Source organism: Specibacter sp. NPDC078692 (genome assembly GCF_040686835.1).
Taxonomy (GTDB): Bacteria; Actinomycetota; Actinomycetes; order Actinomycetales; family Micrococcaceae; genus Specibacter.
Window position 1 is genome coordinate 30,993 of record NZ_JBFBLV010000011.1, and the last position, 19,637, is coordinate 50,629.

At 61.4% G+C, this 19,637-nt stretch carries 17 protein-coding genes; 6 read left to right on the top strand and 11 right to left on the bottom strand.

Annotation, left to right across the window (positions count from 1 at the left end):
- Positions 1-125: 125 nt before the first annotated feature.
- Positions 126-980, bottom strand: coding sequence for a siderophore-interacting protein (locus AB0O97_RS09765; RefSeq protein WP_363882065.1), 855 nt, complete (start codon positions 978-980; stop codon positions 126-128).
- A gap of 82 nt (positions 981-1,062) precedes the next feature.
- Entirely contained in the window at positions 1,063-1,716 is a 654-nt protein-coding gene (locus AB0O97_RS09770) for a uracil-DNA glycosylase (RefSeq protein WP_363882171.1), read from the bottom strand.
- Positions 1,717-2,084: 368 nt separating this feature from the next.
- Here AB0O97_RS09770 and AB0O97_RS09775 point away from each other — a divergent pair, with 368 nt between their 5' ends.
- The 4 genes from AB0O97_RS09775 (at position 2,085) to AB0O97_RS09790 (ending at position 6,257) form a co-directional block, all read left to right on the top strand.
- Positions 2,085-2,351, top strand: coding sequence for a DUF3263 domain-containing protein (locus tag AB0O97_RS09775; protein ID WP_363882173.1), 267 nt, complete (start codon positions 2,085-2,087; stop codon positions 2,349-2,351).
- Between the two features lie 87 nt (positions 2,352-2,438).
- Positions 2,439-3,041: a LytR C-terminal domain-containing protein gene (locus AB0O97_RS09780; RefSeq protein ID WP_363837629.1), complete on the top strand. Its 603-nt coding sequence runs from the start codon at positions 2,439-2,441 to the stop codon at positions 3,039-3,041.
- 303 nt (positions 3,042-3,344) lie between these two features.
- On the top strand, positions 3,345-4,970 hold the full coding sequence (groL, locus tag AB0O97_RS09785) for a chaperonin GroEL (RefSeq protein ID WP_363837626.1): 1,626 nt from the start codon (positions 3,345-3,347) through the stop codon (positions 4,968-4,970).
- Between the two features lie 219 nt (positions 4,971-5,189).
- Positions 5,190-6,257 (top strand): ribonuclease HI family protein, encoded by a 1,068-nt coding sequence (locus AB0O97_RS09790; RefSeq protein ID WP_363882067.1) that lies wholly within the window; start codon positions 5,190-5,192, stop codon positions 6,255-6,257.
- Between the two features lie 128 nt (positions 6,258-6,385).
- Here the strand turns inward: AB0O97_RS09790 and AB0O97_RS09795 are convergent, their stop codons facing one another.
- The 9 genes from AB0O97_RS09795 to AB0O97_RS09835 all read right to left on the bottom strand — a co-directional run bounded on the left by AB0O97_RS09795 (position 6,386) and on the right by AB0O97_RS09835 (position 17,099).
- Positions 6,386-7,984 (bottom strand): DUF222 domain-containing protein, encoded by a 1,599-nt coding sequence (locus AB0O97_RS09795; protein WP_363882069.1) that lies wholly within the window; start codon positions 7,982-7,984, stop codon positions 6,386-6,388.
- 273 nt (positions 7,985-8,257) lie between these two features.
- Positions 8,258-8,551, bottom strand: coding sequence for a WXG100 family type VII secretion target (locus tag AB0O97_RS09800; protein ID WP_363837619.1), 294 nt, complete (start codon positions 8,549-8,551; stop codon positions 8,258-8,260).
- Positions 8,552-8,671: 120 nt separating this feature from the next.
- Entirely contained in the window at positions 8,672-10,210 is a 1,539-nt protein-coding gene (locus tag AB0O97_RS09805) for a HAMP domain-containing sensor histidine kinase (RefSeq protein WP_363882071.1), read from the bottom strand.
- Positions 10,211-10,234: 24 nt separating this feature from the next.
- Positions 10,235-10,945, bottom strand: coding sequence for a response regulator transcription factor (locus tag AB0O97_RS09810; RefSeq protein WP_062294031.1), 711 nt, complete (start codon positions 10,943-10,945; stop codon positions 10,235-10,237).
- Between the two features lie 87 nt (positions 10,946-11,032).
- On the bottom strand, positions 11,033-12,394 hold the full coding sequence (locus tag AB0O97_RS09815) for a sulfatase-like hydrolase/transferase (protein WP_363882073.1): 1,362 nt from the start codon (positions 12,392-12,394) through the stop codon (positions 11,033-11,035).
- Positions 12,391-13,866, bottom strand: a complete 1,476-nt coding sequence (locus AB0O97_RS09820) for a sulfatase (protein WP_363882075.1) — start codon at positions 13,864-13,866, stop codon at positions 12,391-12,393. Before AB0O97_RS09820 ends, AB0O97_RS09815 begins: the two co-directional genes overlap by 4 nt.
- On the bottom strand, positions 13,866-14,822 hold the full coding sequence (locus AB0O97_RS09825) for a carbohydrate ABC transporter permease (protein WP_363837607.1): 957 nt from the start codon (positions 14,820-14,822) through the stop codon (positions 13,866-13,868). The genes AB0O97_RS09820 and AB0O97_RS09825 overlap by 1 nt, the downstream gene beginning before the upstream one ends.
- Positions 14,823-14,832: 10 nt before the next feature.
- On the bottom strand, positions 14,833-15,789 hold the full coding sequence (locus tag AB0O97_RS09830; RefSeq protein ID WP_363837604.1) for a sugar ABC transporter permease: 957 nt from the start codon (positions 15,787-15,789) through the stop codon (positions 14,833-14,835).
- A complete protein-coding gene (locus tag AB0O97_RS09835) occupies positions 15,789-17,099 on the bottom strand; it encodes an extracellular solute-binding protein (protein ID WP_363882077.1) in 1,311 nt (436 codons plus the stop codon). The genes AB0O97_RS09830 and AB0O97_RS09835 overlap by 1 nt, the downstream gene beginning before the upstream one ends.
- Before the next feature lie 270 nt (positions 17,100-17,369).
- Between AB0O97_RS09835 and AB0O97_RS09840 the strand changes: the two genes are divergently transcribed.
- Together AB0O97_RS09840 and AB0O97_RS09845 are read left to right on the top strand one after the other, a co-directional pair.
- Positions 17,370-18,590: a substrate-binding domain-containing protein gene (locus AB0O97_RS09840; protein WP_363837598.1), complete on the top strand. Its 1,221-nt coding sequence runs from the start codon at positions 17,370-17,372 to the stop codon at positions 18,588-18,590.
- 7 nt (positions 18,591-18,597) lie between these two features.
- Positions 18,598-19,590: a Gfo/Idh/MocA family oxidoreductase gene (locus AB0O97_RS09845; RefSeq protein WP_363882079.1), complete on the top strand. Its 993-nt coding sequence runs from the start codon at positions 18,598-18,600 to the stop codon at positions 19,588-19,590.
- Positions 19,591-19,637: the final 47 nt, after the last annotated feature.

A 19,637-nucleotide genomic window follows, 5' to 3' on the forward strand; every position in this document is an offset into this window, starting at 1 on the left:
GGCCCAGCGACACAGGCGGGCGTCCCGGAGCGAGGATGGATTTTGCACGCGAGGTACGAGCGGGAAAATCTTACTGCTCGCGAGGGACTCTCGCCTGTGTCGCCGAGCCCAGCTGTCACTTCCAGCTACAGAATTTGACCGATCGGCTCGCGCTTTTCGGCCTGGAAGTTATCTTCCGTGCGACCATAGGCCCAGTAGCCCGAGAGGGAAACCTGTGAGCGTTCCAGACCGCGCTGCTTGAAGAGGAGGTCACGGAGTGCCTTCATGTATTCGCGTTCTCCGTGAACAAAGGCGTGGACGGTGCCTTCGGGCCAGGGGCCGTTGGCTACTGCGTCCAGCAGGACCGTGGACTCGGCCGGGCTGGCTCCTTCGCGGAACACCCAGGTGAGCTCAACGCCGTCGGGCTTGTTGATGGGCTGGATATCAGCGGCCGAATCGACCTCAACGTAGGCGTGCCCCTTAGCTCCGGCCGGCAGCGATTCGATGGCCGCAGCGATGGCCGGCAGGGCGGCTTCGTCGCCAGCGAAAAGGTGCCAATCGGCGTCGGGGTTGGGCGTGTAGGCGCCGCCTGGGCCGGAGAAAATAATCGTGTCGCCAGGGACCGCTGCGGCTGCCCACGGACCGGCCAGACCGGATTCGCCGTGCAGCACAAAGTCAATGGCAAGTTCCTGCGCGGCCAGGTCCACCCAACGGACGGTGTAGGTGCGTGTCACGGGCCATTGCTCTCGCGGCAGCGACTCGCGCAGCGCTGCCACATCCACGGGCGCGGTGTACTCAACGCCGGGGTGCAGGAACAGGATCTTCACGTACATATCCGTGGCGTAACTGGGCTCAAATTTTGCCATCCCGGGGCCGCCGGCCACGATGCGCACCATGTGCGGGCTCAGAGTTTCCTTGCGCAGCACCTGCAGGGTGTGCTGAATGCGGGGCTTTCCGCCTCGTCCAGCCGGGCGTGTGGCAGCGGTATGAGTTGTTGTCACGATGAGCTCCTAGGTGCCGGGCACTGGCCCGCGTGGTGAGCGAAATAATTACGCAAAGTTAGCTTGTCCTAATCAGTCTAGGTCATTGAGGTAGTGCCCAATCGATGGGGGAGGCTCCTTGCGCTACTAGCTGATCATTGACGCGGCTGAAGGGTTTGGAGCCAAAGAAGCCGCGCGACGCTGACAACGGACTCGGGTGTGCTGATTCAATCACGGCCGTCGCTTCCAGTATTGGGGCCAAGTTTTGGGCGTCTTTGCCCCACAACACGCTCACGAGTGGTTTCTCCCGGGTGATTAGGGTGCGGATGACTGCTTCGGTGACCTCTTCCCACCCACGACGCCGGTGCGATCCTGCCGCTCCCGGCGCTACCGTGAGCACCCGGTTCAGAAGGAGGACGCCCTGCCGCGACCAGGCGCTAAGGTCACCATGGCTTGCTGGTGGGATGCCCAAATCAGTGGCGAGTTCCTTGTAAATGTTGTTCAGGCTGCGGGGGAGTGGGTGAGTAGCTCTATCCACGGAAAACGCCAGACCCACCGAATGCCCAGGGGTGGGGTAGGGATCTTGCCCCACAATCAAGACCTTGACATCCGCCAGTGGGGTGCCCAAGGCGCGCAACACCTGGGTGGGGTGAGGCAGGAAGCGAGTGCCGGCGTCGTACTCGTCTTGAAGCATGGCACCTAGTTTTCGCAGCGCGGATTCCTGCGGGGCTAGTGCCGCGGCCCAATCGGGCGCCATGTGCGAGAGGGGATCGGATTTCAGGGCGGCAAGGGCCTGCAATTGAGTTGTGTCCCACGGGGGTGGTGGCGGGAGGTCGAAGAGGCTGGGTGAGCTGTCCATAGTGTCCATTGTGAGCCATGCTGAGCCGTTGTGAGAGCGGGCCAGGCGTGGCTTGATTCCTCCACAGGTAGGTGTGATGCGTGTCTTGTTCACAGAAACCCAAATGACAGGGATGTGATTCACCCTTATCATTGACAATGCGGGCTGATGATTGCTGCCCTGCTGAGGATGAGGAATGGAGGGCTGTTGTGGCCGAAGCAGTCCAAACGGAGCACAATCCAGTGGACCCTGCCGCAACGCCGGAAAATTCGGAAGTACCCGAAGCACTGGCAGTACCCGAAGCGCTGGCGGGACTCAGTGCGCGTGAGCAGCAGATGCTCGACCTGGAGCGCCAATGGTGGAAGTATGCCGGCGCCAAGGAACAAGCCATCCGGGAGCTGTTCGACCTCTCAGCAACCCACTATTACCAAGTTTTGAACGCGTTGATCGACACGGAAGCCGCGCTGGCCTATGACCCCATGCTGGTCAAGCGGTTGCGTAGACTACGTACGTCGCGGCAACAGGCCCGGTCCGCACGCCGGCTCGGGAAATGATCCACGGTTTCGCCAACGTAGCCATTCGCCGCCGCGCCTACTACCGCCGTACCAACAGGACCGTACCCACAAGGATGACACTGCACAATGAGTAATTACCCGCGGGATGAATTCGACGCTATCGAGGAGAACTCGGCGCGCCACGGCGTCCACCGTGCTTCGATTGCACCCCAGCGGCGCTCACTGATGCCGTTGATGGTTGTGGGCATCGTTGCACTGTGTGTAGGGCTGCTGGCCTTTTTCATCATGCCGAAGATGCTCAATAACAACATCACGCAGCCGCCGGCCACCGTGAGTGAGACCGCTACCGCGCCGCCGAGCACCACCTCAGCTCCTCCCACGACGCCAGCACCCTCCACGACTCCTGTGGAGACTCCGACGCCGACCCCTTCCCCGTCGCCGAGCCCCGACTCCGTCGTGGACAAGAGCATTCCTGTGGCTATCTACAACGCCACCGGTATACCGGGTCTGGCCGCAAGTTATGCAGGGCGGGTTCAGGTGGACGGTTGGACGGTATCGACAGCCGCCAACTGGAATGGTCAGGCTCAGGCTGCTTCGGTCATCATGTATAGCGGCATTGAGCAGAAGGCAAACGCAGAGGCGCTCAGTGCATTGCTGGGCATCCCTGCCCTGGCGGAGGCGCCGGAGTTTGGCGTGCCCCTCGCCATAATTTTGGGTCCGGGCGCCTAAACGTCGCACGCAGTGCTGGCAGTGTGGGGTTCGAAGTTGCTGCTTAGACGTTCGCCGCAAGCTCATAGTGACGCTCCCGCTTGCACTCTGGGGTGTCGAGTGCTAATTATTGAGTTAGCACTCTGAGGTGGTGACTGCTAGTTTCTAGCTGTTTTGTCGCTGTCAGGGTATTGAACTTTCCTCACTGGGCGAGGGTTTGCCGCTGTTGTAACTAGATCAACAGAGACTGATCCGTCCGTCGCGGGCGCCTTGCGAGGAGATAAGAATCGTAAAAATGACTGTCCCGAAAGGACTGAAGCCTCCATGGCCAAGCTCATTGCATTTGATGAAGAGGCACGCCGCGGTCTTGAGCGTGGGTTGAACATCCTCGCCGACGCTGTCAAGGTAACCTTGGGCCCGCGCGGTCGCAACGTTGTTCTCGAAAAGAAGTGGGGCGCCCCCACGATCACCAACGATGGTGTATCCATCGCCAAGGAAATTGAACTTGACGATCCCTATGAGAAGATCGGCGCTGAGCTGGTCAAGGAAGTCGCCAAGAAGACTGACGACATCGCTGGCGACGGCACCACCACAGCCACCGTTCTGGCTCAGGCTCTGGTCAAGGAAGGCCTCCGCAACGTAGCTGCCGGAGCCGACCCGCTGTCCCTCAAGCGCGGCATCGAGAAGGCTGTTGCAGCCGTCATCGAGCAGCTGCTCGCTTCCGCCAAGGAAATCGAGACCAAGGAAGAGATCGCCGCTACCGCGTCCATCTCCGCCGGCGATCCCGAGATCGGTGCCCTCATTGCTGAAGCCTTGGATAAGGTCGGCAAGGAAGGCGTCATCACCGTCGAGGAGTCCAACACCTTCGGCTTGGAGCTTGAACTCACCGAAGGCATGCGCTTCGACAAGGGTTACATCTCCGCTTACTTCGTAACCGACACCGAGCGTCAGGAAACGGTCCTCGAAGACCCGTACATCCTGATCGTGAACTCCAAGATCTCCAGCGTCAAGGACCTTGTTGCAGTTCTGGAAAAGGTCATGGCTTCAAACAAGCCGCTGCTGATCATCGCCGAAGACATCGAAGGCGAAGCACTGGCAACACTGATCGTGAACAAGATCCGTGGCCTGTTCAAGTCCGTCGCCGTCAAGGCACCGGGCTTCGGCGACCGCCGCAAGGCTCAGCTCTCCGACATCGCCATCCTCACCGGTGGCCAGGTCATCGCTGAAGAAGTAGGCCTCAAGCTGGAAAACACCACACTTGACCTGCTGGGTAAGGCTCGCAAGGTTGTTGTGACCAAGGACGAGACCACCATTGTTGATGGAGCCGGCGACGCCGAGGCCATCGCAGGTCGCGTTGCTCAGATCCGTGCCGAAATCGAAAACTCCGATTCCGACTACGACCGCGAGAAGCTGCAGGAACGCCTGGCCAAGCTGGCCGGCGGCGTTGCAGTCATCAAGGCTGGTGCGGCAACCGAAGTTGAGCTCAAGGAACGCAAGCACCGCATTGAAGATGCAGTGCGTAATGCCAAGGCTGCTGTCGAAGAAGGCATCGTCCCCGGCGGTGGCGTTGCTCTGATCCAGGCCGGTGTCAAGGCCTTCGATTCCCTGAACCTGACCGGCGACGAAGCAACAGGCGCCAACATTGTTCGTGTTGCCATTGACGCCCCGTTGAAGCAGATTGCTCTCAACGCCGGCATGGAGCCCGGCGTTGTTGTGGACAAGGTCCGCTCACTGCCCAACGGCCACGGCCTGAACGCTGCAACCGGCGAGTACGAAGACCTGCTGGCTGCCGGCGTCAACGACCCGGTAAAGGTGACCCGCTCTGCACTGCAGAACGCGGCCTCCATTGCTGCATTGTTCCTCACCACAGAAGCAGTCATCGCCGATAAGCCTGAAAAGGCTGCTCCGGCCGGTGGCGGCGACGACATGGGCGGCATGGGCGGCTTCTAATCCCCACCCCCTCCCCAATTGAATCCGCTGGCGCGTATTCAATTGGGGCCCCTCGGGTGCGTGGGCCCATATGTGGGTTCGCGCCCTGAGTGGGTTGGTTACAAAATTGAAAGGCTCCCTTGCCATTGCTGTAAGGGAGCCTTTTGCTTGCCCTGGCGGTTGGTTGTTGGCGCCCCCTTGTGTGCGTGAGTGTCAGCGGAGTCTGAAAGTATGTAACTTATGACAATTATTGCTGCCGCCGATGGTTCGGCTTTGGGAAATCCTGGTCCTGCTGGCTGGGCTTGGTACGTCGACGATAGCTGCTGGCGGGCTGGCGGTTGGCCACACGGCACCAATAACATGGGCGAGCTCATGGCCGTGCTGGATCTGTTCAAGTCCACGGCCCACCTACCGGAGGAGCCGCTGCACATCTTGTGCGACAGCCAGTACGTGATCAACAGTGTCACCAAGTGGATGCCGGGCTGGAAGCGGAAGGGCTGGCGGAAGTCCGATGGCAAGCCTGTGCTGAACCTTGAACTGCTCAAGGAGATTGATGCGGCGCTTGTGGGCCGCAAATGCACCTTTGAATGGGTCAAGGGCCACGCCGGTCACGATCTCAACGAAGCCGCCGACGACCGCGCCCGCGATGCTGCCACCGCTTATCAGGCCAAGCGCCAGCCGAACTCGGGTCCCGGATTCCCTGGCGCCCAGACCGCTGCCGCGAACCAGACTTCAGGCGATTCCCCGTCCTCTAGGGACACTCACGCTACTGGCGTCGTGCAGGCCGATAGTGCTTCCAAGAACAACGCCGCCGGGCCGTCGAGCCCGCTTCAGAGCGCAACAGCTCCGCTCCGGGACCTAGTACCCCCAGCTTTTGGTGAACAAGCACTCTTTGGTGATCAAGATCAGCCGGACCTCTTCTCGGTCATGGACGATGAGCCGGATCCTTCGTTTACCCCGGGCCGTACAAAGGGAATTGATGCAGTCATCGAGCAGGAGAGGGAACTACTGGACCCTGCTGTCCGCGCCGATCCATTCCGGGTTGCAGAGCTGCTGCACCCTGATTTCGAAGAGATCGGCAGCAGCGGTCGAGTGTGGACCAGGGCCGAAACCATTCAGATGCTGAGTGAGGAAGAATCAGTGACCGTCGATATGGAGGTTATGGGGCTCGCTCAGCTTGATACCTCCACCGCTTTGCTGACGTATCGGAGTAGTGCACCGGGACGTTCCGTTCTGCGAAGTTCCTTGTGGAACTTCGACAACGACCAATGGCGACTGCGCTTCCACCAAGGGACACTCGAAGCATAGAACCACGAAAGTTGGTCAGCGTTGGGGCCCCAGCTCCAGCAACCGGACCGTCAGCCGAACTCTTGCCGCACCGTCAGCCGAACTCTGGCTGAAGCGTAGCCGCACTCGGCAGGAATGCTTCGTCGTGCTCAAAACGGCGGCGCCATGTCACCTTGCGTTTGAAGATAGACCCGGCCGGTGGGTGTCACGGTCCGGGTGACTCCCGGGCTGACACTTTCGACAGTCCAGCCGGTGTGCGGATCATCCTTGACGTGGTGGCAGTACGGGCATCGGGGGCGTAAGTTCTCGATGCTGGTCTCGCCCAGTGGCAGAATTACGCCATCGTCGGTATAGGCAAACTTGTGGTAGGGCGTGGTGTGGTCTAGTTCGCAAGATCTGGCAGGTCGGTCGCAACCAATGCCGGTACAGACAGGGTCCCGAAAACGTACTTCCCGGGCCATCGCCTTGGGTGGTTTTCGCGTTTTTCTACCAACGCTCACAATGCGCCCCGAATCGGGGTCGGTGAGGAACCTTCGCCAGAATTTTGCGGTGGCGGCCAATTCCTTTTCGTCATCGATTGGAATGGGCCCGAAGCCTTCGAGTGTGGCTGGGTCAGCGGATGTGCCGAGGAGTCTGTCAGCCGAAACGGTGATGTTCAGAACTGCCGGTATACGGTTCTTGAAGTAGGGGCCGCATTGCTGAGCACGATTGGAGTGCGCTTGATCGGATTGCTCTGCACTGGATTGCTCAGGATGGGAACCGGATGAGTTGTGCAGCAGCACTTGATGGAGCAAATCCATCAGGACATCGGCACGATACTCTCCAAGTGAGCGCGACGGCCGCCCTGTGGGCGTGAACCCGTGGCTGTCATCTCCGTTGCTCTTGGCTGCCTTGGCCCAGTCTTCCAATGAATTGAAAAGAAGCGCGGCTTCGGTTGCTGGTAGGCGGGCTCCCAAGTAAGCCATGCCGTCCGGCAGAGGGCTGATCCAGACGTCGCGGCTGGTCCGGGCCCTGCGGTGGCGCTGCTCAATGGGTTCGGGATTGTGCCGTTCGGCGATACCGCGAACTTTCCGTGTCAGCGCATTCGGATTGCAACTCATGGCGTAATTGAGGAACTCGGTCTCGAGTTCGTGCAGAATTTGTGGGGGCGTGTTCTCGCATCCGCGAATCACTGCCCGTACACGGCGAATGTCCAAGGAACCATCGTTGAACTGGGCGAAGGTATCGGGGAGGTGTTGGATCAGAAGCTCGGCGTCGGTGATGAGATGTTCTGCGGCTCCGCTGCCAATGGCAAACATGGCCATGAGTTCCGCGGCTGCATAGCGTGAGCGGTCTGGGTGTTTGGCTGAGGGTTCCTCGCCAAGAACAGGTGGACGCCGTGTGGCAAACTCATTGATCGCGGCTGCTTGCCGGGCCATAGACCAAGCCGCCTGCCGTTCAGTGGCTTGAATGAAATTGAGCAGTTCCTCATCGGTGAGATCTGCAGGGTCCAACTCAGCCAGAGCAGCAGTTCCACGCTGAGGTGTCCATTCAATGTAGTTCGCCTGTTCCTCGGCCGTCATAGGAGGCAAAAGCCGTTGAACTCTCTTGGACCCACCGTAAACCGGCTCCATGGTTGGCCGGGGCATGGTCAGGGGTTCGGCAAAGCGCAAGACATTGCGGTGAATCCACGCAGGATCTGCGCTTAGCTTGTTTGGCTTTTGTGGACGAGCGACGGCTGGAGATTCCTGGGATGCCTCAAAGTTCACAGCCGAGTTACTCTCGAGTGGTTTCTCGGGATTAGATCCTGAAACTGACGGTCCGGAAAGGTTGGATTCCTCTGAAGATCCGGGCCACTTCGACGTGCCCATAGTCAATTTTATCCTAGTAAACTTAGAAACAATAGTGTTTTCTCAAACAAATATCTGAATAATTGAAAGTTGACTGTCCGTGAAAGCGAGTCCAGTTTTCCGGCCAGCGCCGCCACTAAAAGCGGGCGACGGCCGGAATCAGTCACCAAAGCCGGCCGGGAATGGCCACGGTTAGCGGGCCGTAAACATGCGGGTGTTGGCAGCCTCGGCCTGTGCGTATTGCGTTGCGGCCATGGACAAGGCGGAGTTGATGCTCTCCAGAGATGCTTCCACTTTGAGCTCCGTGGAATGCCACTCCACCATGAGGGACTGAAAGTTGGTGGCCGCGGTTCCCGTCCACGAGGATTGCAGATCCAACAGGTTGCGCTTCATGGCGTCCACCTCGGCCCGGATCCTTTCTACAGATCCCTTGACGGCTGTGCTCTTCAGGGCGAGATCGTCACTGTTGACGTTGAACTGTGCCATGGGAATTACCTTGCCTTCGTTGCTGGTGTCCAGTGAATGTCACTGATAAATCCAGCCTAGAAGTGGCCCTGAGGCAGTGAAACCCCTGACGATGGAACCGTGGGAAGCAGGGCTCGCTGGTCAGTCTGTGGAGGAATCAATCCCGGGTTCGCCGCCGGGTTCTTCGGTCCCAAGATCTTCGGCTCCAAGTTCATCGGACTCGGCTTGTTCGGCCTTGTAAGGCAGCTCTATGACCATGGTTGCCCCGCCGCCGGGGGTGTCTTCCAGCCTGACAGTTCCTTCGTGGGAGGCGACAATGGCTGACACTATAGCGAGTCCCAGACCGCTGCCGCCGGTGTTCCTATCGCGGGAGGAGTCCGCGCGGTAGAACCGTTCGAAAACACGCGGCGCTTCCTCGGCTGAGATACCCGGCCCATGGTCACGAATCTTGATCACGGAGTAGAGTGAGATGCCCTCGTGCCGGGTGCCGACCATGATTTCAATGGGGGATCCCTCGGGGGTGTAGCGCAGAGCGTTGCCCATCAGATTTGCCACGACCTGGCGCAGTTTCGCCTCGTCTCCGACGCTCGGCGCGGGGGTGCCGGGTCCGCCGTCGAGCCCTATAACGGCAAAGGACCGGTCCCGGGCGGTGGCTCTGGCGTCCAGGACGGCGTCGTGGCCCAAGATCAGCAGGTCCACGGGTTTGAGTTGCAAGGGGCGCTGCTCGTCGATGCGGGCCAGGACCAGCAAGTCCTCGACCAGCTCGCCCATGCGCTTGGCTTCGCTCTCGATCCGGCCCATGGCTGTGCCCACATCTTCAGGCGTTTGCAGAGCCCCGTGGCGGTACAGCTCTGAGAAGCCGCGGATGGTCACCAGCGGGGTGCGCAGTTCGTGAGAGGCGTCGGCGACAAAGCGTCGCATCTTCTTTTCAGAAGCCGTCCTAGCGGCGAAGGCATGCTCAATATGGGCCAACATGGCGTTCAGTGAGCCGGACAAACGGCCCACTTCCGTGGCAGGATTCTCAATGTCCACGCGGCGGGAGAGATCGCCGGCGGCAATGGCTGCTGCTGTCTTCTCTACACGGCTCAAGGGTCTGAAGGAGCGGGTGACGGTCCAGTAGGCAATCATGGTGCCCAGGGTGACGGCCAAGATGGCGACCCCGGCAATGACCACAGCAAGGCGTTCCATGGTCATGTTTAGGTTTTCATAGGGCAGCCCCACGACAACATAACCAACATAGGAAGTGCTACCCGGGTTCAGTTCACCCGTTCCAAAGCTGAACTTCTGCGGGGCGACGATTGTCACTCGCCAAGGGGCGCCACCGTCGCTGCTGGGGACGGTGAACGTCTTGCCATTCAGCGCGTGTGCTTCATCCATGGAGTAGTTGGGATAGACAGGTTTGTCTTGGCCCGAACGGTTCTGATCCGCTAACGAACCATCAGAAAAATGGAACCCCACGTAGTAGTCAAAGGCAAAGGGAGTTTGCCCGGTGTTCTGCGAATCCACCGTTCCGATGTTCACAATGGAGCGCTGGAAGGTGGTGAGCTGCGTGTCCATCTGATCTTCCAGAAAAGAGTGCAGCAAAAGAAACGTTGTGGCTCCCAGAGCCAGCAAGGAAACGCTCAACAGGGCGCTGATGATGGCCACCAGCTGTGAGCGCAGGGAGGCGTTTTTCCACAACGTAATCAATGTACTGGTGCGGCGCTAGCGCTTATCAGCCGTCCGCAGCACGTAGCCCACGCCGCGCTTGGTCTGGATGAGGGCAGGCAGTGAAGCGTCAATGTCCACTTTGCGGCGCAGGTAGGAGATGTAGGACTCCACGATCGAGGCATCCCCGTTGAAATCGTATTCCCACACATGGTCAAGGATTTGAGCCTTGGACAGCACACGATTCGGGTTGAGCATCAAGTAGCGCAGCAGCTTGAACTCGGTGGGGGACAATTCCACCGTCTTGCCGGCGCGGCGCACTTCGTGGGCGTCGTCGTCGAGCTCTAGATCGGCAACGCGCAGTACGGCATCGTCATCTTCGGTGGGCTGAGTGCGGCGCAGCACGGCACGGATACGGGCCACCACCTCATCGAGGCTGAACGGCTTGGTGACGTAGTCATCGCCGCCAACGGTCAGGCCGGTGACCTTGTCTTCGGTGTCATCTCGAGCCGTCAGGAACAGCACAGGGAAGTGCCGTCCGGCGGCACGCAGGCGGCGGGTCACGGTGAATCCGTCCATGTCCGGGAGCATGACATCCAGGACAGCAAGATCGGGGTTGTGCTCCTCGGCGGCGGCCAATGCGTCACGACCGTTGGCGGCGGCAATGACCTCAAACCCGGCGAAACGCAGGGAGGTTGAGAGGAGCTCACGAATATTGGGCTCGTCGTCTACAACAAGCAGTTTGGCTTCAGGTCCAGTCTTTTTCACCATTTCAGTCTCCGACTATTCGCTGGGAATACGCTGGATATTCCGTGGGTATGTCCTGTCAGCTTACGCCCAGAGAGTTCCCAGCTGCTAGTAGGGGCGGCGAAAAATTTCTGCATGGGTCCCGGATGCCGCGCCAAAGGGCAGGACCAGCTTCTTCAAGAACACAGAGTCTCCGGTTGCCAGTGCCCAGCGGAGCAATCCCGTGCGCATCCGTTCAAGCACCGGCGCATGGGAGCCCTCCACGGCAAGATTGCGCTGCTCGCCGGGGTCCGCGTCCAAATCGTGCAGCTGCTCGCGGTGCGCGCCCCAGCTGTACACCGAGTATTTCCACTGTCCCATGATGAGCGCCCTCCCCGAGGTCCCTGCGCCGGGTAGTGCGGCAGCGTCCTGGAACGAGGTTTGCACTACCACCGGCTGCTGGTCCCGCTGCAGTGCCGATGGTGCTGCGAGTCCATCCGGAGCCGAAATTCCCGCCACCTCGCACAGCGTGGGGAGCAGCCCTAATACGGCCGCCACGGGGTCATCGACCACGGCTGCAGCCCGGCCAGGGACATGAACCAGAAATGGCACCTTGATGCATTCCTGGTACAGCGCCGTCTTCTGGTTCCAGCCGTGGGAGGCGTCGCCGTCGCCATGGTCGCTGACAAATACGACGGCGGTGCTTGCCAAATCTATCCCGTCCAGCAGCTGCCCCACGCGTTGGTCAACGCGTGCCACCAAAGCGGCGTAGGTGGCGCGGTAGTCCCGCCAGTCGTCGGGGCTGAACCCGGAGGTGCCGTACAAGCGGGCCGCCGCATGTTGTTCCATGGCCAAGGCCTCGGGGGCGTACGGCGCCTTGAGGAAATTGGGCGGCAGGGGCGGGGCGTCCGCGGTGGGAATGCCCGCGACCGGACCATAGGGCATGGGCTGGGATCGGGCGTATTCGCAGATGGTGTGGGGATCGTCGAAGGACGCGACGAGAAAAAAGGGCCGGTCCGCATCGGGTTGGCCCGGCGTGCTGCTGGAGCCGGCGTTGCGCCTGCCCAGCCACTCGTGACAGGCCTCCACCAAACCCTCATCGCCGAACGGATGGATAGGCGCAAAGCCGTCATGTTCCGTGGCACTGGCCTGCAGGGCATGCCACTTCCCGGCGTAGGCGCAGTCCCAGCCGGCGGCCGTGAACCAGTTGCCCAGCGAATCTGGACCGTGGCCCGGTTCGGCTGGACCACCGGCTCCGTCTGCTCCCGCAGGCTTGTTGGACATGATGCCCAACTGGTGCGGGTGCCTGCCCGTGATCATGGCGCTGCGTGCCGGCACGCACAACGGGAACGGAGTATAGGCCTGCGTGAACACCGTGGAGACGGCTGCCAGACGGTCGAGGTTCGGCGTATGGAAATGCGCATCTTCGGGGCGGGACCGGGTCAGCGCATGGGCCGCGAACTGGTCGGCCATGATCAGAAGAATGTTCACAGGTGTGCTCCCAACGTAGTGTTTGCCAATTCTTCCAACGCTTCTTGTCCGCGCCAGGACTGGCCCGCCGCCACCAGCGCGTCGGAGAGGTCCCCCGCCCAGCGCCGGACCACGGCTGGATCGGTGATGTTCTCTAGTTCGTAGGGGTCATCCAGCAGGTTGAAGACAGAAATGCTGAGCCCTTGCCCCGCATGGAAACGGGCAATTATTTTTCCGGTCGCCGTCCGCAGCCCCCGGATAGCAACGTCGTTTTCATCGCGAGGGTAGTAGAAGTACAGGGACGACGGCGTGCCCAGCCTCCCAGCGCATCCCTCCTCCGCGGCGCCCTCGCCTTGGGCGAGCAGCACGGCGGAGATGTCCTTGCCGTGCATGGCTGCCGGCACCGCGGCGCTGTGGCCCAGCAGCCCCAGCAGTGTCGGTGCCATGTCGATGCTGGAGATACCCACCCGGTCTGCGGCGGTGCTCTCCAGGCGTCCGGGCCAGCGCATGACCCAAGGGATCCGCATGGATTCCTCAAAGGGGACGTTTTTGTAGAGCAGGCCGTGGCTGCCCATCTGCTGGCCGTGGTCCGAGGTGAAGATGACAAGGGTGTCATCCGACAGTCCCAACGAGTCAAGGGAGCCCAGCAGCCGGCCCACCTGGGCATCGATGGCGCTGACGGCGGCGTAGTAGAGCGGTGCGATGGCCGCTGCCTCCCCGCCGATGAGGGAATCCAGCTCCACATTGGGCCGGTTCAGCAGCTCGGCGGGTGTGCGGGACGTGTAGCTGGTGTCGTGGTCTGCTGGCAGTTGGTCGAAGGGCTGGTGCGGCGGGTTCCATGACACGGCCAGCGCAAACGGGCGGCCCCCGGTGGAGGGGCCCGGCACGCCGGTGGCACCGCCCGGGGGATCCGTGGCGGCCCGTTGCAGAAACTCAATCGCCACGTCGCTCTCATGGGCGGCCGACCACCCGGTGACGTTGACGCGCTGGTGCCGGCCGGCGTCGGACGTCCAATAGTGCGGGGTGAGATGCTCATCGCAACAGCCGTAGGAATACCAAAAATCAAAGCCATGGCGGCGATCCGGCGGGGACCAGGCATCCCAGTAGCGGCCGTCTTCGAGCGGACCGGTGCCGTGGACGGCGTCCTCGGGCACGGGCGCTTCCAAATGCCACTTGCCAATGTAACCGGTGTTGTACCCGGCGTCGCGCAACACAGCAGCCCAGGACGGTGCGTCCGGGCGGAGGCCAACGCCCCAGATGGCAGTCTCGGAGTTGACGTTGTGGGTGACGCCGTTGGCCTCCGGATACTGCCCGCTCATCATCATGGCCCGGTGCGGGCTGCACACCGGGTAGCTGCTGACCGCGTGGGTGAGGGATACGCCGTCGTGCTTCATGGCATCCAAAAACGGGGTGGAAACAGGGTCGCCGCCCGGCTCCAGGCACATGGCCCGGAACTGGTCGGCGACAATGAAAAGCAGGTTGGGTGAGGACACTATTTGCCCATGCCCAGGGTCAGGCCCTCGGTGAGGCGCCGGCCCAGCCAGATATAGATGATCAGCATGGGCAGGACCACGATGCAGAGGCCCGCGAACAGGCCGCCCCAATCGGCGCCGGAGTAGGTCTGCTGCTGCACAAAGGAAATCAAGGCAACAGGCAGGGTGTACTTTTCGGTGGACTGGATCAGGGTCAGTGCCAGCAGCGTCTCGTTCCAGTGCGCCACGACCTGCAGCACAAACGCGGTCAGGATGCCGCCCTTGGCCAGTGGCAGTGTGATCCGGACGAAGGTGCGCAAGGCGGAGGCGCCGTCGAGCGCGGCGGCCTCCTCCATCTCCATGGGCAGGCTGCGGAAGAACGCGGTCAGCAAGAACACCGTGAACGGCATGGAACTGGCAATGTAGACAAGGTTCAAACCGACAAGGCTGTCCGTCAAATACACCTTGTTCAACATGACGAACAACGGGATCAAGATGACCTGTGCCGGGATGCCCAGGCCCAGGATGAAGTACAGGCTCAGCCCGTTGGTGAAACGGCTTTCCACCCGAGCGAGATAGTACGCAGCTGGTGCGGCGAAGGCCACTGTCAGGAACGATGAAACGCCCGTGGTGATGACCGAGTTCCAGGTTGCCGTGGCAAAGTCGCTGACGGTCCAGGCGTTGACAAAGTTGGAGAAGTCAAGGGTTTCCGGCATGCCCCAGGGGCTGGCGAGGATGGAGCGGGTGTCGCGGAACGCCTGCAACACCATCCACAACAGCATGCCGACGCTGATGGCGACAACAGCCCACAGCAGGACCACGCCAATGCTGCGGATGATGTTGCTTTCCGCGCGGAGGGCAGGGCTGACGCCGCGGTGGTTCTTGCTGCGCTTGGTGCTGTTCTTGCCGGGGCCGCTGGAGCCGGGGCCCTGTGGAGTGCCCGCGGAAGTCTCTTCGGGGGCGGTGAGAATAGACATGGACAGATCCTTAGAATTCAACGGCGTCACGGCGCATGGCGCGGCGCAGGAACACCACGAGGACGGATACCAGGGCCAGGGAGATGATGGCGGAGGCGGTAGCCGCGCCGTAGGCAGGTGTGGACTGGCCAGAGAAGGCCGTGACGTAGGTGTATACGGCGGTGGTCCAGCTCTGTGTGGGCGGAATGCCGGCACCGCTGCTGCCGCCGAAGACCCAGATGATCTCAAAGATCTTGACGGAGGAGATGGTCCACAGTACCGCGCAGGTGCCGAACACGTCCCAGGTCAGGGGCAGGATCACGTAGCGCAGGCGCTGCCATGCGTTGGCACCGGCCAAGGCGCAGTCCTCGTAGTAGTAGGGGGGAATGCGGTCGACGCCGGCCATCAAGATGGTGGTGAAGTAACCGGTGGTGGTGGCCACCAGTGTTGCCATGATCAGCGGGAAGATGTTTTCCTGGGCCAGCCAGGCTGGTGGTTCGGTGACACCAAAGGGCTTGAGCAGGGTGTTGACCATGCCGCCGGGGTTGAAGATGAACCCGGCCAGCACACCGAAGACCAGGGCGTTGATCAGGTGCGGGAAGAAGATGACGTTGCGGACAATCTTCTTGCCTGCCATGTCGCGCAGCACCAGGGTCATGGCGAAGGCCAGGATGAAGATGGCTGCACCAACCACGAACAACAGCAGGAGAGTGTTGCCGAAAGATTTCATAAACAGATCGTCTTGGAACACTCTGATGTAGTTCTTGACGCCTACAAATTTCATGGGACCTGCGCCGGCCCATTCGTGCAAGCTGATCCAGGCCGCACCGATGGCGGGAATAATGAACAGAAGCGTGTAGACGATAAAGGCGGGGCCGACGAAGGGTACAAGGAGCTTGCGCCGCTGGCGGTCAATGCTGCTGCCGCCCTGCCCCCGCGCGGCGGCTGCTGCCGAGGCGCGGGGACGACGGGCTGTTGTGGCCGACATCAGCTGTTGTCCTTCCAGTACTTAACCGTTGAGGTTTTCATCTTTTGGACGAATTCGGCAGCGTTGATCTTGCCCAGGAACAGCTCATCATTGATGGGCCAGAAGACCTTCTCAACGTAGCCGGGGTATGTGACGCCATCATTTTGGAGGTAGATCTCCTCGGCGCTGTCAATGGACTTCTTCACGGACGCCATCTCCGGGGAAGTGGCTGCATCCTGGCGAATGGGCAACACCTTGGCCTCAACACCGTAGGCGTCCTGGTACTCCTTCCTCAGCAGGAAGGTGGCAAGTTCCTGTGCCAGCTGCGGGTTCTTCGCCTTTTTGGGGATGGCCCAACCGCCAAAGTCTGCGCGTACAGATGCTGGCTGTCCAGCGACGGCAGGGAACGGAAAGGAGGAGAACTTGAAGTCTTCGGAGGCGTAGGTTCCTGTTTCCGTCGGGATCCAGGAACCGTTGAGCATGAGCTCGGCGCCGCCTGTCGCCCAAACCTGCTGCTGGGCAGGCCACTTGCTGGCGTTGTAGCCCTTGATCAGGTAGTCACCCTGGACGATCTGCTCAACCTTCTTTGCGGCTGCAAGGACGCTCGGGGCATCCCAGGCGGCGCCTGTTTTGTCCTGGACCACCTTCGCGAAGGAGCCTGCTCCGTCGGTGCGCACCAGTGCGGTGGTGAACCACATGGAGTTGTAGCCGCCAATGTCGCCATCCGCAGCGAGAGGCACTTTGCCCTCCGCCTTGTACTTGTCCAGCAGTGCGATGAAGTCATCCCAGGAGGCTGGCGGAGCGGTTTCCAGCTCGGGGTTGGCGGTGGCGTTAAACCAGAAGCCATCCGATGTGAGGCTGTAGGGCAGCATCCAGGGCGTTCCGTCCGCATCCAGAATGTTGTTCGCGTTCAGGTACTTTTTTGGAATCAGTTCCGAAACTTTGGTGCCCTCAACCTCAGTGTCGTAAGCATCCGTCAGGGGAAGGGCCTGTCCGGTGTCGCCCAGAACGGGGGCCAGCTTGGCATAGGAGCCGTCAACAATGTCAGGGACATTGTTGGTGTTCAGTGCCGGGACGAGCTTTTGGACGTTGGACCGGCCCTGCCATTGGACGTTGACAGTTGCGCCCGTTTCAGCTTCGAAGTCCTTGATGGCCCCAGCGATGATAAGTTGCTGCTGCTCGCCCTCTTTCCACATGGACCAGTACGACACCGTACCGCCCTCTGTGTCGCTGCCTGAAGAGTTGCCGGTTCCGCCGCCACAGGCGGACAGCGCCAATGCTGCACCGGCCATCACGGCGAGTGTCCGGGCCAAACGGAATTTCGTTGTCATGGAATACTCCTAGTTTCAAATAGTTGTGCTGTGTGTCACGGTCAGTGAGAACACTCAAGCAGCGAGGAAAGAGATGATTCAAGGAGTATTTGGGAGTATCTTTGTGAGGCGCTTTCGGCTACCCTCAACATAACTGGCGTTCAAGCCCGTTGAGTCCGAGTGAATGCGCAGAATGCTGCCTAGGTTAAAAGATGAATTTTCCAAGTCCTTGTGGATTCCTCTCTTAGTCATTTGGCACACTCAAGCCATGCGACAGCATGAAAGGGAGCCTTGAAGAAGAAACCACTGGCGGAAAAGACGCAGGCAGGAACAACGCAAGCGGGAACAACACAGGCGGGAAAGCCGCTGGCGGGGAAGATCCGTGACGCAGACTCCAGGGAGCTGAAATTCCAGGCCCTGGCCGGGGAATTGCGCCGCGGCATCCTGGCCGGCACCTGGGCTGTGGGCGCCAAGCTGCCCACCGAGGCACAGTTGGCCGCCGAGACCGGGTTGTCCCTGACCACGGTGCGCCGCGCCTATGAAGAGTTGGAGCAGACTGAGCTGGTGGTGCGCCGCCAGGGCGCCGGCAGCTTCGTGGCTGAGCGCCAGCCTGCCCGTCGGCGTTCCCGGTTCACTGTTGGGGTGCTGCTGCCCGACACCCAGCTCTACTACCCGCGCGTGCTGCAGGGCATCGAGGAAACCCTTTCGGCGCAGGGCGTCAGCCTGCGCCTGGCGACCTACAACTACATCCCGGAGCGTGAGGATTCAAGCATCCAGTTTCTCATCGATGCCGGTGTGGACGGGTTGATCCTGGTGCCCACGCTCTCCGGGATCGCCGATCCGCAGCAGCGGGTGCGGGAGCTGACCTCGCTGAACGTTCCGGTGGTATTGCTGGAACGCAGCCTCATGGATCTGGGGCCGGGGGACCGGACGGAGCACGTGTGTTCGGACCACCAGGGTGGCGCGTACGACGCCGTCTCCCACCTGCGCGGGCTGGGCCACCGCAACGTCGCCCTCCTCACACGATCCAACACCCCCACTGAACCAGCGATTGTGGCCGGGTATGAGCGGGCCGCCGCCGATCTTGGTTTCGCACCACTGGTGCTGAGGGCGCTGAAGGTCGAGTGGGAGGCCGGGGCTGCCGAACGACTGCTGCAGGACGTCCTGGCTGCCGGGGCGAGCGCCGCCCTGGTGTTTGGCGACAGGGAGGCTGCCCTTCTGGAAGCCGCAGCCCGGCGGGCCGGGGTGAACATTCCCGCGGACCTGGCACTGGTTTCCTATGACGACGAGCTGGCCGACCTGGCGGAAGTGCCGCTGACAGCGGTGTCCCCGGCCAAGCACCGCATGGGAAAGATGGCGGCAGAAATCCTGCTGCGCCGCCTCGTGGAGGGCGATGACTGCCCTGTCCACCAGGTCCGGCTGCGGCCGCGGTTGGTGGTCCGTGACTCCTGCGGGGCAAAGAACAACGCCGGCGACGGTGCACGAAAACTACAACAACCATTAGGGAAATGAGCTAAACATGCGCTTGGGAATCATTGGGGCAGGGGCTGTCGCCGGACTTCATGCACAGGGGGCCGCGGACCTTGCCGGGATTGCACTGGGAGCGGTGTGCGACCTGAATGCCAAGACAGCGCAGCGGGTTGCCGCGCCTTGGGGAGCCGCAGTCTTCACCGACTACGTGCAGATGCTGGAAGCGGGAGTGGTGGACGCCGTCGTCATCAACACCCCGCACAGCCTGCACAAGGAAATGGTGGTGGCTGCCGCCTCGCACGGCGTGCACGTGCTGGTGGAAAAGCCCATGGCCACCACACTTGAGGACGCCAGGATCATGGAGGAAGCCTGCGAGGCGGCCGGGGTGGTCATGGTGGTGGGGATGATCCAGCACTTCATGGCCGAAAAACTGGCACTCAAGTCCGCGTTGGCGAGCGGGGGGCTGGGCCGGGTGCTCATGATCCACGACTACCGCAGCACCGATTACCGCCCCGGCTCCCGCCCCGACTGGTTCTTTGACAAGGCGGTGTCTGGCGGCGGCGCGTTCATCAACATTGGTGCGCACTGCCTGGACCGGAGCCTGTGGATTGGCGGGGCGCCCGCCGTGCGGATCTCCTCGAGCACCCTGAACCGCTTCGGGGCACCCGTGGAGACCGACGGGACCATGGAGCTGCTGCTGGCCAACGGTGTTCAGCTGCGCATCACGATCGCCTCGGACACCCCGGACCACATCGATGAAATGCTCGTGGTGTGTGAACGCGGCACCGTCACGGTGGATCCGCGCCGCGGCACCTTCATGAAGATCGACGGAGTCCGCACCATGCTGCACACCCGCTCGGAGCACGACATCCAAGACGCGTTCACGGCGCAGCTGGCCGACTTCCTTGCCGTGCTGGAGGGCGGGGCAGTGCCAGCCGTCAGCGGCGAACACGCAAAGCATGTGGTGGAACTTGTTCTGGCAGCCTATGAATCCGCCGAGCGAGGGGCCCCGGTGGAGCTTTCCCCGGTGCTGGCCCGCTGAGCAAACTGGGGCGGCAACGTGAGGGGCGGATCTTACGATCCGCCCCT